A 13,991-nucleotide genomic window follows, 5' to 3' on the forward strand; every position below is an offset into this window, starting at 1 on the left:
CCGGCGGGCAAGGAACTTGAGCTGGTTCTGAGGTTGTGACCTGCGGTTTCAGAGGTTTCAGCGGTTTCGTTCGGCTCCGTTGGAGGATGCGGGCTTCTTGTAGCCGATGTCCTGGTAGCGGGGGGTGGCGAGTCCCCAGGCGCCGGCGTTCACGAGATCGGCCCTGGCGGCGACGAGCTGCGGGCGCTGGTAGAGGGGGATGGATCCCGCGGCGGCCCAGATCCGGGCGTCGGCCTGGCGCACCAGCTCGCGGGCCTCCTCCTCGTCGAGCGTCCCCGCCGCCTGGTCGAACAGCTGGTCGATGCGGTCGGTGCCGACCCGGGAGTAGTTCTGCTCGACGAGGAGCGAGCCGTCCGAGGCCGGCTCGGGCTTGGCGAAGATCGGGCGGGCGTCGGTCGCCGGGAAGGCGGAGGCCGGCCAGGAGTAGAGGGCCAGGTCGTAGTCGCCCGAGGCCACGTGGTCCTTGAAGAAGCTCTCGTCGGAGACCTTGGTGACCTCGGTGCGGATGCCGACCGCGTCGAGCATCCGGACGATCCGGTCCCCGACCGCCCGCAGCGACTCGGAGCCGGGCCCGGACGGCAGGACGAAGCGGAGGCTGAGGGCCTTGCCGTCCTTGCCGAGGGCCTTGGCGGCGTCGGGGGCGGTCACGGGGGCGGCGGTGCCGCGCGGGGCGTAGGCGCCGGCCACCCCCTGGTCCGGCTTGGCGGCCTGGTCCGGCTTGGCGGCCGACTGGGCGGCGCGGCCACTGGAGCCGGTTCCGGTGTCGAGCGCCTCGGCGCGGGCGAGGAGCGCGGCGCTCTGGCGGGCGGCGTCGGGGGCCGGGGTGAGGAGGCCGGTGCCGTTCTCGGGGCCGTTCGCGCCGATGACGGGGGCGGGGACGGCGCGGCGGTCGCCGGGCTTGTCGTCGCCGACGATGTAGAGGCCCTCGTCGGACGCGGTGTCGTCGCCCTTCTTCTTGGCGTCGGTGGAGCCCGCGTCCTTCTTCTCCGGCTCCTTCTTCTCCTTCTTCTCCGCCTCCTCCTTCTTCGCCGACTCCTCCTCCGACTCGCTGCCCGCCTTGGTGCCGGCGGGCTTCCGGAGCGCGCCGCCCGGGACCCAGCCCGCGTCGGCGAGGAGCGCCTGCGCCTCCTTGGTGTCCTGGTCGCCGAGCGCGTCGCTGCTGTCCGCGTACGCCGCCTGTCCCGCGAGGGCGAGGTGGCTGCCCGGGGGCTTGGCGGGGAGGCCGAGCGGCTTCAGTACGGATTCGGCCAGTTCCTGACGGTCGATGGCGCGGGCCACCGCGCGCCGGACCCGCTCGTCGGCCAGCGGGCCGGACTCGCCGTTCAGCGAGAGCTGGGTGTAGGCGGGCTCCAGGGACTTGCGGACCACGTACTTCGCCAGGGCGTCCTGGGCGCTCGCGTACCGGTCGATCGCCTCCTGGTTCTTCTTGCGGGCGGTCCTGACCTCCGCCGCCTTCTCGTCGTCGGAGCCGTGGGCGAGGGCCCAGGACCGCAGGGCCTTGGAGGGGGTGACCGCGGCGCCGGGGCCGTGGGCGAGGGCGGCCTGGGCGCCGTTCCGGCCGGCGCGGGCGTCCCGGAGGGCGAGGGAGATCCGCTCGGCGGTGGACCGGTCGATCTCGGCCAGGTCGAGGTTGCCCGCGGCGAGCGCCTCGGCCCGGTCGGCGCGGGGGACGGCCTTGAGGACGAGGCTTTCGAGCTTGGCCTGCTGCCCCCACCAGCGGGGGTTGCGGGCGAGGGTGACGTCGCCGCCCTTCCGGTCGATCTCCTTGAGCAGGAACGGTCCTGCAGTGACCTTGAGGGTGGTGCGCGCCCCGTCGTTGAAGGAGTTCGGGGAGCCCATCACCTGCTTGGGGTAGAGGGGCGTGAAGAGGGACTGCCAGTCGGCGTAGGGCTTGGCGAAGGTGACCCGCACCTCCAGGTCGTTCTTGCCCCGCTCGATCTTCTCGATCCGCTCGTAGCCGGAGTTGCGGGCGGTCCAGTACGCGGTGTCGCGGCCGCTCAGCGCGCGCCACTGGGCCACGAAGTCCGGGGCGCCGATCTCGCGGCCGTCGCTCCACACCGCCTGCTGGTTGAGCTTGTAGAGGACGACCTGCTTGGGCTCGGTCTCGATGACCTGCGCCGACTCCAGGTAGTCGGGGTCGATCCGCGGCCGGCCGCGCTCGTCGAGCGTGTAGAGGGAGGGGAGCACGGCTCCGGCGATCCGCGAGGTGGTGCCGTCGGCGTCGGCCTGGAAGGTGTTGAGCGTGGTGGGCAGCGCGTCGACGGCCCAGCGGAGGGTGCCGCCGTCGGCGACCCGGTCGCGCGCCGCGGGCGCGTTGTCCTGGGCCGCGAGGGCGGCCTCGTCGCTCTCGTCGTCGGAGCTGCAGCCGGCGAGGACGGCGACGGCGAGGACCGCGCTGGTGAGGGCGGCGACGGAGCGGAGTGTGCGGGAGCGGGGGCTCCTGGAGCATGTCCTCCCGTGAGGGGCGCCGATCTGGGACATGACTTGTACCCCTTCGTCCAGATTTATTCCATTTGGAGATGATCAGACCTATTGCTCATACACTGAAAAGGACGGACCGGATTCGGCCACGGCGACACGGCGGCGCGACCGGCAAACCCCACTCGTGCGGCCCAACCACCCGTGCACACGACTTCCCAAGCGGGATGTGACGCGCGACACTCACGAAGGTGAGGGCAACCATGTCCGTTCAGGACGACCTGGCGGCCGTCAAGCGCCGCCTGCAGGACCTGGAACACACGGTCGAAGAGCTGGAACGCCGCGTCGTGGCGGAGCGGGTCGCACCTGCCGCGCCCGCCTCCGGCCCCGCCGCGAGCATGGTGACCATCCCCGACGACCCGTACGACGCCGGGAAGTGGACCGACGTCGACGACGAGGGCCTGGGAGCACGCGACCGCCACGCGCCGTAGAGCCGAGGAGGCCCTGTTGGCCACAGGTACGGAACCCCCGAGGAGCCACGGAGCCGCGACGGGGGTGCGCTCCCCGGGGCGCGCCTCCATCGCGGCCCGCCATCTGCGCACCGACCGCTGGTGGCTCTCCCCCGCCGCCACCGCGCTCGGACTGCTCGCCTTCGTCGCGTACTCGACGTGGCGGGCGTTCGCGAACGCCGACTACTACGCCGCCCCCTACGTCTCCCCGTTCTACTCGCCCTGCCTCGCGGAGAACTGCGTCCCCATGCGCGGCGGGCCGAACTGGGAGGTCTTCGGCAGCTGGTGGGGACTCTCCCCCGCCCTGCTGATCCTGGTCTTCCCGCTGGGCTTCCGGCTGACCTGCTACTACTACCGCAAGGCGTACTACCGGGGGTTCTGGGCGGCACCCCCGGCCTGCGCGGTCGCCGAACCCCACCGCACGTACACCGGCGAGACCCGCTTCCCGCTGCTCCTGCAGAACCTCCACCGGTACTTCTTCTACGCGGCGCTGCCGGTCGCCGGGATCCTCACGTACGACACCGCGCTGACCTTCCGGGACGCCGACTACGCCTGGGGCCACGCCGGGCTCGGGACGCTGGTGTTCCTCGTCAACATCGTCCTGATCTGGGCGTACACCCTCTCCTGCCACTCCTGCCGGCACATCGTCGGCGGCCGTCTGAAGCACTTCTCGAAGCACCCCGTCCGCTACCGGCTGTGGACCTGGGTGGGGCGCCTGAACCGGCGTCACATGCAACTCGCCTGGGCGTCGCTGATCAGCGTCGCCGTCTGCGACCTGTACGTGTACCTGCTCGCCACCGGCGCCTTCGACGACCCGAGGTTCTTCTGACATGAGTCCTGTGAGCTCCGTGGAACGGCAGCGGTGGGACGTGGTCGTGGTCGGCGCGGGCGGCGCCGGGCTGCGGGCCGCGATCGAGGCGCGCCGGGCCGGCGCGCGCACCGCCGTCATCTGCAAGTCCCTCTTCGGCAAGGCGCACACGGTGATGGCCGAGGGCGGCATCGCCGCCTCCATGGCGAACGCCAACGAGCACGACGACTGGAAGACGCACTTCCGGGACACCATGCGCGGCGGGAAGTTCCTCAACCAGTGGCGGATGGCCGAACTGCACGCCCAGGAGGCCCCCGAGCGGGTCTGGGAGCTGGAGACCTGGGGCGCGCTCTTCGACCGGACTCCGGACGGCCGGATCTCGCAGCGCAACTTCGGCGGCCACGAGTACCCCCGGCTCGCGCACGTCGGCGACCGCACCGGCCTCGAACTGCTGCGGACCCTCCAGCAGAAGGTGGTCGGACTCCAGCAGGAGGACCACCGGGAGAGCGGCGACCACGAGGCGCGCCTGAAGGTCTTCCAGGAGTTCACCGTCACCCGGATCCTCAAGGACGGGGACGGGAAGGTCGCCGGGGTCTTCTGCTACGAGCGGGAGAGCGGGCGCTTCCTCGTCCTGGAGGCGCCCGCCGTCGTCCTCGCGACCGGCGGCATCGGCAAGTCCTTCAAGGTGACCTCGAACTCCTGGGAGTACACGGGCGACGGCCACGCGCTGGCCCTGCTCGCGGGGGCGCCCCTGGTGAACATGGAGTTCGTGCAGTTCCACCCGACCGGCATGGTCTGGCCGCCGTCGGTGAAGGGGATCCTGGTCACCGAGTCCGTGCGCGGCGACGGCGGGGTGCTGCGGAACTCCGAGGGCCGGCGCTTCATGTTCGACTACGTCCCCGACGTCTTCAAGGAGAAGTACGCCGAGTCGGAGGAGGAGGGCGACCGCTGGTACGAGGACCCCGACCACAACCGGCGCCCGCCCGAGCTGCTGCCGCGCGACGAGGTGGCGCGGGCCATCAACGCCGAGGTGAAGGCGGGGCGCGGCTCCCCGCACGGCGGGGTGTTCCTGGACGTGTCGACCCGGATGCCGGCGGAGACGATCCGGCGCCGGCTGCCCTCGATGTACCACCAGTTCAAGGAGCTGGCGGACGTCGACATCACGGCCGAGGCGATGGAGGTCGGGCCGACCTGCCACTACGTGATGGGCGGCGTCGCCGTCGAGTCGGAGACGGCCGCCGCCCTCGGCGTGCCCGGGCTCTTCGCGGCCGGCGAGGTCGCGGGCGGCATGCACGGCTCCAACCGGCTCGGCGGGAACTCCCTCTCCGACCTGCTGGTCTTCGGTCGCCGGGCCGGGCTGCACGCGGCGGAGTACGCGGCGGGGGCGGCGCACACCGGGGCCGGCGAGGAGGCGGTGGAGGCGGCGCGGACGGAGGCGCTGGCCCCGTTCCGCGACGGGCCCGCGGAGAACCCGTACACCCTCCACCAGGAGCTCCAGCAGACGATGAACGACCTCGTCGGGATCATCCGGCGGGAGGGCGAGATGGTCGAGGCCCTGGCGCGGATCGCCGCGCTGCGGGAGCGGGCCGGGCGGATCGCGGTCGAGGGGCACCGGCAGTTCAACCCCGGCTGGCACCTCGCCCTCGACCTGCGGAACATGCTGCTGGTCAGCGAGTGCGTCGCCCGGGCCGCCCTGGAGCGCACCGAGTCCCGGGGCGGGCACACCCGCGAGGACCGGCCGGCGATGGAGCGGTCGTGGCGCCCGGTGAACCTGCTGTGCCGGGCCGAGGACGGCGGAATCCTCCTGGAGCGGGTGCGCACCGAGCCCATCAGGCCCGATCTGCTCGCCCTCTTCGAGAAGGAGGAGCTGGCGAAGTACCTGGCGGAGGAGGAGCTGGACGCATGAGCACGTATCAGGCCCACTTCCGGATCTGGCGCGGCGACGCCGGCGGCGGGGAGCTGACCGACTACACCGTCGAGGTGCACGACGGCGAGGTGGTCCTCGACATCGTGCACCGGCTCCAGGCCACCCGGGCCCCCGACCTGGCCGTCCGCTGGAACTGCAAGGCGGGCAAGTGCGGGTCGTGCTCGGCCGAGATCAACGGCCGGCCCCGGCTGATGTGCATGACCCGGATGTCGGTCTTCACGCGGGACGAGGTGGTCACCGTCACCCCGATGCGGGCCTTCCCCGTCGTCCGCGACCTCGTCACGGACGTCTCCTTCAACTACGCGAAGGCCCGGGAGATCCCGGCGTTCGTCCCGCCCGCCGGACTCGGCCCCGGCGAGTACCGGATGAAGCAGGAGGACGTGGACCGGTCACAGGAGTTCCGGAAGTGCATCGAGTGCTTCCTGTGCCAGGACACCTGTCATGTGGTGCGGGACCACGAGGAGAACAAGGAGGCCTTCGCCGGGCCCCGCTTCCTCATGCGGGTCGCGGAGCTCGACATGCACCCCCTGGACGCGGCGGAGGAGGCCGGGATCGACCGGCGGCGGACCGCGCAGGAGGAGCACGGCCTCGGCTACTGCAACATCACCAAGTGCTGCACCGAGGTCTGCCCGGAGTCCATCCGGATCACCGACAACGCCCTGATCCCGCTGAAGGAGCGGGTCGTGGACCGGAAGTACGACCCGCTGGTCTGGCTCGGGAAGACGATCGGGCGGCGGAAGGACTGAGGCCCCGGGCCTGCCCTCAGGCCGCCGCGCCCGCGCTCCAGCGGCCGAGGACCGGCTCGGCGAGGGTGCGGGCGAGGCGGCACAGGGTCTGCCCGTGCAGGTCGAACAGCTCGTCGCGCGAGGAGAAGCGCCCGAGGTCCGTACGGAGGTGGGCGGAGAGGTCGCAGGGGGCCGAGCCGGCGCACGCGGCCGGGACGTCCCAGTCGACGGTGGTCCGGGCGACGGCCTCGAAGAGCGTCTCCGCCCCGGAGTTGGTGAACCCGCCCCCGTGGCCGCCGGGCGCGAGCCCGGTGAACAGCTCGGCGATCGGCACCCAGGCGGTGCCTCCGGCCTCTTCGAGACGGAACTCCGGCCAGGCCAGCAGGACCTCCTCCGGGACGAACGCGCGGAGCCTCGGGAACCTCGGGTACCAGAAGGTGCCGTCGACGAGCAGGCCGCGCACCCGGGTCTCCACGCCGAGGGACCGGGCCACCGCCTCCAGGACCGCCATCCGCTGGCTGCACGAGCCGCGCCCGAGCCGCAGCGTGCGCGACACCCGGCGCCGGTCCTCGACGGAGTACACCGGTCGCACGGCGGTGACGATGATGCCGTGCGCCACCTGGAGCCGGGCGCGGTCGGTGACCGCTCCCCGCTCCTCGGACTCACGCAGCACCCGGGCCACGAGCGCGGTCACGAGGGGGTGCTCCCGGTCCAGGACCGGGGTGGGCCGGGTGGACCCGGGCACCTCCCGCGCGGGCGCCTCCGCGTCGGGAGCGCGGAAGGCGCGGTCCGCCCCGGTGGTGCGGACGGTGCGGACCGGCATCAGCAGACGGCTGGTCATGACGTACTCCCCCTCGTCGGCGGCCCGCCCCCCGGGCCGCGCGGCACCATCCTCCTCCGCCCGTTCCCGTTCCGGCGCCCGGGGTCCCCTCCCCGGATCAGAGCCAGCCCGCGCGGTAAGCCGCCCAGTCCCCCTCCTCGGCCGCGAAGTCGACGTACAGGGCCAGGCCGAAGCGCTCGCGGTCGGGGTCGGTGCGGCCGAGGCCGAGTCTCGCCCCCTTGACGGCCGCGGCGACCGTCTCGGCGTTCTCGTGGTGGCCGAGGTCGTCCTCGTGGAAGAAGGGGAGGCCCATGAGCAGGTCCGTGGTCTCGGGCGTCACTTCGAGGGCGAGGGACGTCTGCTGGGCGACGTACCCACCGTAGAGGCTCTCCAGCGGCATCCAGGTGTCGTACGACATGACGGCGATCTGGTCGACGCGCCGGGCGACCTCGCCGAAGAACTCCTGCGACCACCACTTCTCGCTGCCGTTGGAGCTGACCGCTCCGAGCGCCGTGTGGGCGCCCGGCAGCGGGTCGATCTGGTGGGCGGCGACCGAGAGCGGGACCTTGCGGGCCCGGGTCAGCTCCCCGAGGCCGTCGAGGAGGGAGAGGTAGTCCCGGTCGTCGGAGTGCAGCGGCTCCAGGTCGAAGTGGACCCCGTCGAAGCCGGCGTCGAGGATCTGCCGGGCCGAGCCCACCACGGCGCGGCGTGACCCGGCGTCCTCCAGGCGCAGCCCCACCGGTCCTTCGGTGGCCAGGACGTCGCCCAGCCAGGCCTGCACCCGTATCCCGGGCATCGCGCGGTGCACCCCGTCGATCAGCCACCTGGCACGGGGGTACTTCGCCGCCGGCAGGGTGCCGTCGTGCTCCAGGGGCCCGGCGTGCACGTACAGGTCGCGTATCCCGCTGTCCTTCAGGCGTGCGGCGAGGGCCGCGAGGTCGGCGTCCTTCTTCCGTCCGTCGACCCAGGCGTGCCCGATCCAGAAGGCGTCCTTGCCGCGGGTCCTCGCGTCCTCCCTGAGGTCGCCTGCGTAACTGACGCGCAGGGCCAGGGCGCCGAAGAGCGGGGGCACCACGAGCAACAGGACGAGTCCGAGGACGAACCAGCGCCCCCGCCTCCACACACGCCTCAGCCGTCCGTCCACCCGAGCCCCCCAAGAGCCGTCGCGTCACTGGAACCACCGTAGCGGCGGCTACCGACAGTGACGCTCGGGCACCCGGAACGGTTTCCGGACGCCATGGGTCCGGTCGCGAGCGAACATACGCGGACATAACCTCCCCCTTGTGACACGAACAGCCACCCGAGCCCTTGTCGCGGTGCTGGTGGCGGCGTGGTGGCTCCTCGTGCCCGCCGTACCCGGCGCCCGCGCCGACGACCCCGTCGTCCTGTCCCGGGACGGTCAGGTCACCGACCGGGTCGGCGCCCTCGGCGACCGCCGCGCCTCCGTGGACCAGGCCCTCGACCGGCTCTACGAGGCCCGGCGCGTGCAGCTCTTCGTCGTCTACGTACGGGACTTCTCCGGGCGCTCGGGCCAGAGCTGGGCCGACGCCACCGCGGAGCGCAACGCGCTCGGCCTCGACGACGTCCTGCTCGCCGTCGCCACCCACGACCGGCAGTACGGCTACTCGGCCGACCCCGGCTCCCGCTTCACCCAGGACCAGCTCGACGAGGTCGCCAGGACCGCGATCGAACCGGCCCTGCGGAGCAACGACTGGGCCGGCGCCGCCATCGGAGCGGCGAACGGCTACGCCGCCGTCCTCGCCGGCCGGCCGGTCCCCGCACCGACGCTCACCCCCGGCCCCGCCGACCCCGGGGCCGCGGCCGACGACGGCACCTCGGCGACCGACCTCGTCCTGCCCGTGGTCCTCGTCGGCGGCGCGGGAGCCGTGGCGGCCTACGCGTACGCCAAGCGGCGGCGGCGCGCCGAGACCCGCACCACACCGCGGGGCGGGCAGGGCTGGGGCCCTCCGAAGGAGACCGCGCCGCCGTCCCTGGACGAGCTCGACGGGGAGGCGCGCCGGACACTGGTCGCCACCGACGACGCCGTCCGCACCAGCCAGGAGGAACTGGGCTTCGCCTCCGCCCAGTTCGGCGAGGAGGCCGTGCGCCCCTTCACCGAGGCGGTCGACTTCGCCGAGGAGCAGCTGACGGCCTCGTTCCGGCTGCGGCAGAAGCTCGACGACTCCTTCCCCGAGGACGACCCGACCCGCCGGGCCATGCTGGACGAGATCCTCCGCCGGTGCGCCGAGGCGAACGCGCGTCTCGACGCCGAGACGGAGGACTTCGACCGGCTCCGGGCCCTGGAGCGCACGGCCCCGGAGGCGCTGTCCGCGGTGGAGGCGGCCCTCCGCGAGCAGACCGAGCGGATCGGGACGGCCGAGGCGACGCTGACCGCGATGCGCGAGCGGTACGCCGAGACGGCGGCCGCGCCCGTCGCGGGCGACGTCGAACAGGCGAAGGACCGGCTCGTGTTCGCGACGACCCACGTCGACCGGGCCCGCCGGCGGATCGACGCCGGCGACAACGGCGGGGCCGCCGTGCACATCCGGGCCGCCGAGGGAGCCGTGGACCAGGCGGTCCGGCTGATCGAGGCGGTGGACCGGCGGGCGCAGGACCTGGCCGAGGCCGTGGGGAAGCTGACGGGCGCGCTCGCGGAGACGGACGCGGACCTGGCGGAGGCCCGCGGAATGTTGAGGGGGACCGCCGAGGGGGTGTCCACGGCCGACCTCCAGGGCCGGATCGCCCGCGCCGAGTCGGTGGCCGCCGAGGTGCGGCGCGGGGTGGACGCCGGGCGGTACGACCCGATCGACGCCCTGCGCCGGGTCGAGGAGGCCGACGGGGCGCTCGACGCGGCGCTGGAGGGCGCGCGGGAGCGCGAGTCGGGGACGCGGCGCGCCCGCGCGCTCCTCGACCAGGTGATGCTGACGGCCCGTTCGGCGATCGGGGCGGCGTCCGACTACATCACCACGCACCGGGGCGCGGTGGGCAGCGAGGCCCGTACGCGTCTCGCCGAGGCCCGGCGCCGCTGGGAGGAGGCGCGGTCGCTCGCCGCCGCCGGCGACCCGCGGACGGCCCTCGGGGAGGCGCAGCAGGCGGACGCGCTGGCCCGGCGTGCCCAGGACCTAGCCGAGCAGGACGTCCGCACGTACGGGAACCCGAACGGCCTGGGCGGGGTGGCGGGAGCGGGCGGGAGCGGTGGCGGCGGGCTCGGCGGTGCGGTGCTCGGCGGCATCGTCCTCGGCGGGCTGTTCGGCGGCCGGGGAGGCGGACGCGGAGGGGGCGGTTTCGGGGGCGGAGGTTTCGGGGGCGGAGGTTTCGGCGGCGGAGGTTTCGGCGGCGGGCCCGGCAGCTTCGGCGGCGGCGGCACGCGCGGTCGGCTGGGCGGCGGAGGCCGCTTCTGAGGACGGCCGTCCCGTCCCCTCGTACGCAAGGAGAACGAACATGAGCAGCAAGCAGTCCATTCTCGGCCGGATCGCCCAGCTGGCGAAGGCGAACGTCAACGCCCTCCTCGACCAGGCGGAGGATCCGCAGAAGATGCTGGACCAGCTGATCCGCGACTACGCGAGCAACATCGCGGAGGCGGAGGAGGCGGTGGCGACGACCATCGGCGACCTCCGGCTGATGGAGCAGGACCACCAGGAGGACGTGGCCGCGGCGAAGGAGTGGGGCGCCAAGGCGCTCGCCGCGAGCCGGAAGGCGGACGAGCTGCGGAGCGGCGGGCAGACGGCGGAGGCGGACCGCTTCGACAACCTGGCGAAGGTGGCGCTGGGCCGCCAGCTGCAGTCGGAGAAGGAGGCGCGGACGGCGGAGCCGACGATCGCCGCGCAGACCGAGGTGGTGGCGAAGCTCAGGACGGGTCTCGACCGGATGGGGGCGAAGCTGGGCGAGCTGAAGGCGAAGCGCGACGAGCTGGTCGCCCGCGCCAGGTCGGCCCAGGCGCAGAACCGGATGATGGACGCCGTGCAGGAGGTCGACGTGCTCGACCCGACGAGCGAGCTGAGCCGCTTCGAGGACAAGGTGCGCCGGGAGGAGGCCCGGGCGCTGGGCAGGCAGGAGCTCGCCGCCTCTTCGCTCGACGCCCAGTTCGAGCAGCTGGACTCGCTCGGCGACAGCGCCGAGATCGAGGCCCGGCTGGCCGCGCTCAAGAGCTGATCCCTTACGAGGGAAGACCGGTCCCGTACGCGGGAACGCCTCAGAACATGCTGAGGAGCTGCTCCACCGTGGGCTCCGCCGTCCCCTCCCCGTCGGGCAGGGCGAGTTCGAACCAGACGGTCTTGCCGCGCGGGGTGCGGCGGGAGCCCCAGGAGGAGGAGAGCAGCCCGACGAGCTGGAGGCCGCGGCCGCCCTCGTCGGTGTCCCGGGCCCTGCGGCGGCGCGGCTGGACCAGGCCGGAGTCCCAGACCTCGCAGACGAGGGTGCGGTCGCGCAGCAGGCGCAGCCGGATCTCGCCCTCGCCGTAGCGCAGGGCGTTGGTGACGAGTTCGCTGACGAGGAGTTCGACGGTGTCGACGAGCGGTTCGAGGTCCCAGGCCGCGAGCTGGGCGCGGGCGAGTTCGCGGGCCCGCCCGACCGAGCGGGGTTCCCTGGGCAGCCGCCAGTCGCCGACCGCCTCGCTGGGCAGCCCCTGGATCCTGGCCATGAGGAGGGCGATGTCGTCCTCGCCGTGACCGGTGTTCAGGCTGGTGAGGACCCGGTCGCAGACGTCCTCCAGGGGGCGGGCCGGGTCGGTGAGGGCGCGCCGGAAGGCCTGGAGGCCTTCGTCCAGGGGGTGCTCGCGGGACTCGACGAGCCCGTCGGTGTAGAGGGCGAGGAGGGCGCCCTCGGGCAGTTCGACCTCGACCTCCTCGAAGGGTTCCCCGCCGACGCCGAGCGGCATCCCGGGGGGTACGTCGAGGAGCATGGCCTCCTCGCCGGGTTCGACGAGCACCGGCGGGAGGTGCCCGGCGTTGGCGAAGGTGCAGCGGCGGGTGACCGGGTCGTAGACGGCGTAGACGCAGGTGGCGAGGTAGACCTCGGAGAGTTCGGGTCCACGGTTCTTGTGGGCGCGGGACTGCTGGGCGCCGATGGGGGCGCCCAGGCCGCGGGCGATCTCGTCGAGGTGGGAGAGGACTTCGGCGGGCTCCAGGTCGAGCTGGGCGAGGGTGCGGACGGCGGTGCGGAGTTCGCCCATGGCGACGGCGGCGCGCAGGCCGCGGCCCATGACGTCGCCGATGACGAGGGCGGTGCGGTGGCCGGGGAGCTCGATGACGTCGAACCAGTCGCCGCCGACCTCGGTGGCCGCGGTGCCGGGGAGGTAGCGGCAGGCTATGTCGAGTCCGGCGGCCTCGGGGTCGCCGGGCGGGAGCAGGCTGCGCTGGAGGATGAGGGCCCGCTCGTGCTCGCGGCGGTAGAGGCGCGCGTTGTCGATGCAGACGGCGGCGCGGGCGGCGAGTTCGACGGCGAGGGCCCTGTCGCGCTCCCCGAAGGGCTCGCTGCCCTTGGTGCGGGAGAACTGGACGAGGCCGACGACGGTGTCGTGGGCGGTCATGGGGACGACCAGGGTGGACTGGACGAGGTCCCCGTCGGAGCCCGGGACCGTCCGGACGCGTCCGGTGCGCAGGGCTCCGGCACAGGGCGAGTTGAAGGGGTAGCGGTGGACGGCGCCGACCTCGATGGGCACGGGTCCGCAACAGCCGCTGCCCGGGCTGTGGCCCTCGTCCGTCCGGAGGGGGGTGTCGGAGACGGCGCTGGTGAAGGCGACCCGGCGGAGTTCGGCGCTGCCCGCGCCGTAGCCGACGTCGTGGGAGTTCCCCCACCGGCCCGGCGGTGCCTCGTCGCCGGTGAGGAGGCCCTGGTAGAGGTCGACGGAGGCGAGGTCGCAGAAGCCGGGGACGGCGACGTCGAGGAGCTCGCGGGCGGTGGCCTCCAGGTCGAGGGAGTTGCCGATGCGGGCTCCGGCCTCGTTGAGGAGGGCCAGGTTGCGGCGGGCGCTGGCGGCTTCCCTGGCGGCGTTGTGGCGGCGGGTGACGTCGATGCCGAGTCCGGCGACGCCGATCGGGCGGCCGGAGCCGCTGTGCACGCGGTAGAGGTTGATGGACCAGTGGCGGCGGTCCCTGGCGCCGGGGGCGGCGCCGACGATCTGGAAGTCGGTGACGGACTCGCCGGTCTCCAGGACCTTCCGGAGGGCGGTGGTCATCCGGTCGGCCTCGGCGCGGCCCAGGTAGTCGTGGACGGTCCGGCCCCGGTGGTCGTCGGCCTTGCCGCCGAAGACGGTGGCGAAGCGCCGGTTGGCCCGCTTCACGGTGAGGTCCGTGCCGAAGAGGAGGAAGCCGAAGGGGGATTGGCCGAATATCGCCTGGGAGGCGGCGAGGTCGGTCTCGATGCGGCGCAGGGCCCGCACGTCGACGACGATGCAGAGCGCGGCCCGTTCCCCGGTCTGGGTCTCGCTCGGCATGACGTACATCTCGGCGATGCCCCGGGGCCGGTCCTCGCCGGGCATGCGGAACGGGACGAGACCCGTCCACTCCTTGCCGTCGAGGATCTCCTTGACCCGTCGGTGGCCGCGCTCGCGCAGGTCGGCGGGCATGAAGGCCTCGACGGGGTCCTTGCCCCTGGCCTCCTCCGCGGTGACCCCGAAGAGGTCCACGGCCCTTCGGCTCCACTGCTCGACGAGGCCGTCGGGCCCGATCGAGAAGGACGCCACCCGGATGTAGTCATAGATGGAGCCGGGCGGGCTGCTCTGCCACACGACGCCGCCGCTCGCCGTCTCAGGTATCTCGCTCACGCGACCGTCCCCTCCAGCTCA

At 73.4% G+C, this 13,991-nt stretch carries 10 protein-coding genes; 6 read left to right on the top strand and 4 right to left on the bottom strand.

Going from position 1 to position 13,991, the window contains the following annotated elements; translation table 11 throughout:
• Positions 1-57: 57 nt before the first annotated feature.
• Positions 58-2,481 carry an ABC transporter family substrate-binding protein gene (locus K7G60_RS03870; RefSeq protein WP_225799349.1) on the bottom strand — a complete coding sequence of 808 codons (2,424 nt, stop codon included), beginning with the start codon at positions 2,479-2,481 and terminating at the stop codon, positions 58-60.
• A gap of 200 nt (positions 2,482-2,681) precedes the next feature.
• Between K7G60_RS03870 and K7G60_RS03875 the strand changes: the two genes are divergently transcribed.
• From K7G60_RS03875 to K7G60_RS03890, 4 genes are read left to right on the top strand one after another with little or no spacing between them, the layout of a single operon-like run.
• Entirely contained in the window at positions 2,682-2,909 is a 228-nt protein-coding gene (locus K7G60_RS03875) for a hypothetical protein (RefSeq protein WP_225799350.1), read from the top strand.
• A gap of 16 nt (positions 2,910-2,925) precedes the next feature.
• Positions 2,926-3,756 (top strand): hypothetical protein, encoded by an 831-nt coding sequence (locus K7G60_RS03880; RefSeq protein WP_225799351.1) that lies wholly within the window; start codon positions 2,926-2,928, stop codon positions 3,754-3,756.
• A gap of 10 nt (positions 3,757-3,766) precedes the next feature.
• Entirely contained in the window at positions 3,767-5,641 is a 1,875-nt protein-coding gene (locus tag K7G60_RS03885; protein WP_225799470.1) for a fumarate reductase/succinate dehydrogenase flavoprotein subunit, read from the top strand.
• The gene (locus K7G60_RS03890; RefSeq protein WP_225799352.1) at positions 5,638-6,408 is read left to right on the top strand and encodes a succinate dehydrogenase/fumarate reductase iron-sulfur subunit; all 771 of its coding nucleotides are present in this window, start codon (positions 5,638-5,640) and stop codon (positions 6,406-6,408) included. Before K7G60_RS03885 ends, K7G60_RS03890 begins: the two co-directional genes overlap by 4 nt.
• Before the next feature lie 16 nt (positions 6,409-6,424).
• Here the strand turns inward: K7G60_RS03890 and K7G60_RS03895 are convergent, their stop codons facing one another.
• On the bottom strand, positions 6,425-7,228 hold the full coding sequence (locus tag K7G60_RS03895; protein WP_225799353.1) for a transglutaminase-like domain-containing protein: 804 nt from the start codon (positions 7,226-7,228) through the stop codon (positions 6,425-6,427).
• Positions 7,229-7,325: 97 nt separating this feature from the next.
• Positions 7,326-8,351 carry a hypothetical protein gene (locus K7G60_RS03900; protein WP_374115581.1) on the bottom strand — a complete coding sequence of 342 codons (1,026 nt, stop codon included), beginning with the start codon at positions 8,349-8,351 and terminating at the stop codon, positions 7,326-7,328.
• A 139-nt stretch (positions 8,352-8,490) separates the two neighbouring features.
• Here K7G60_RS03900 and K7G60_RS03905 point away from each other — a divergent pair, with 139 nt between their 5' ends.
• Together K7G60_RS03905 and K7G60_RS03910 are read left to right on the top strand one after the other, a co-directional pair.
• Entirely contained in the window at positions 8,491-10,608 is a 2,118-nt protein-coding gene (locus K7G60_RS03905) for a TPM domain-containing protein (protein WP_225799354.1), read from the top strand.
• 40 nt (positions 10,609-10,648) lie between these two features.
• Positions 10,649-11,359: a PspA/IM30 family protein gene (locus tag K7G60_RS03910; RefSeq protein ID WP_225799355.1), complete on the top strand. Its 711-nt coding sequence runs from the start codon at positions 10,649-10,651 to the stop codon at positions 11,357-11,359.
• Between the two features lie 40 nt (positions 11,360-11,399).
• Here the strand turns inward: K7G60_RS03910 and K7G60_RS03915 are convergent, their stop codons facing one another.
• Positions 11,400-13,970: a SpoIIE family protein phosphatase gene (locus tag K7G60_RS03915; protein WP_225799356.1), complete on the bottom strand. Its 2,571-nt coding sequence runs from the start codon at positions 13,968-13,970 to the stop codon at positions 11,400-11,402.
• Positions 13,971-13,991: the final 21 nt, after the last annotated feature.

It is taken from the genome of Streptomyces sp. NK15101, from assembly GCF_020400725.1.
In the GTDB taxonomy this organism is placed as follows: Bacteria; Actinomycetota; Actinomycetes; order Streptomycetales; family Streptomycetaceae; genus Streptomyces.

Excerpts from the sequence above, each read along its gene's own strand:
- K7G60_RS03875 (WP_225799350.1), top strand. The coding sequence starts at position 2,682 with ATGTCCGTTCAGGACGACCTGGCGGCCGTCAAGCGCCGCCTGCAGGAC.
- K7G60_RS03870 (WP_225799349.1), bottom strand. The coding sequence starts at position 2,481 with ATGTCCCAGATCGGCGCCCCTCACGGGAGGACATGCTCCAGGAGCCCC.
- K7G60_RS03895 (WP_225799353.1), bottom strand. The coding sequence starts at position 7,228 with ATGACCAGCCGTCTGCTGATGCCGGTCCGCACCGTCCGCACCACCGGG.
- K7G60_RS03910 (WP_225799355.1), top strand. The coding sequence starts at position 10,649 with ATGAGCAGCAAGCAGTCCATTCTCGGCCGGATCGCCCAGCTGGCGAAG.
- K7G60_RS03890 (WP_225799352.1), top strand. The coding sequence starts at position 5,638 with ATGAGCACGTATCAGGCCCACTTCCGGATCTGGCGCGGCGACGCCGGC.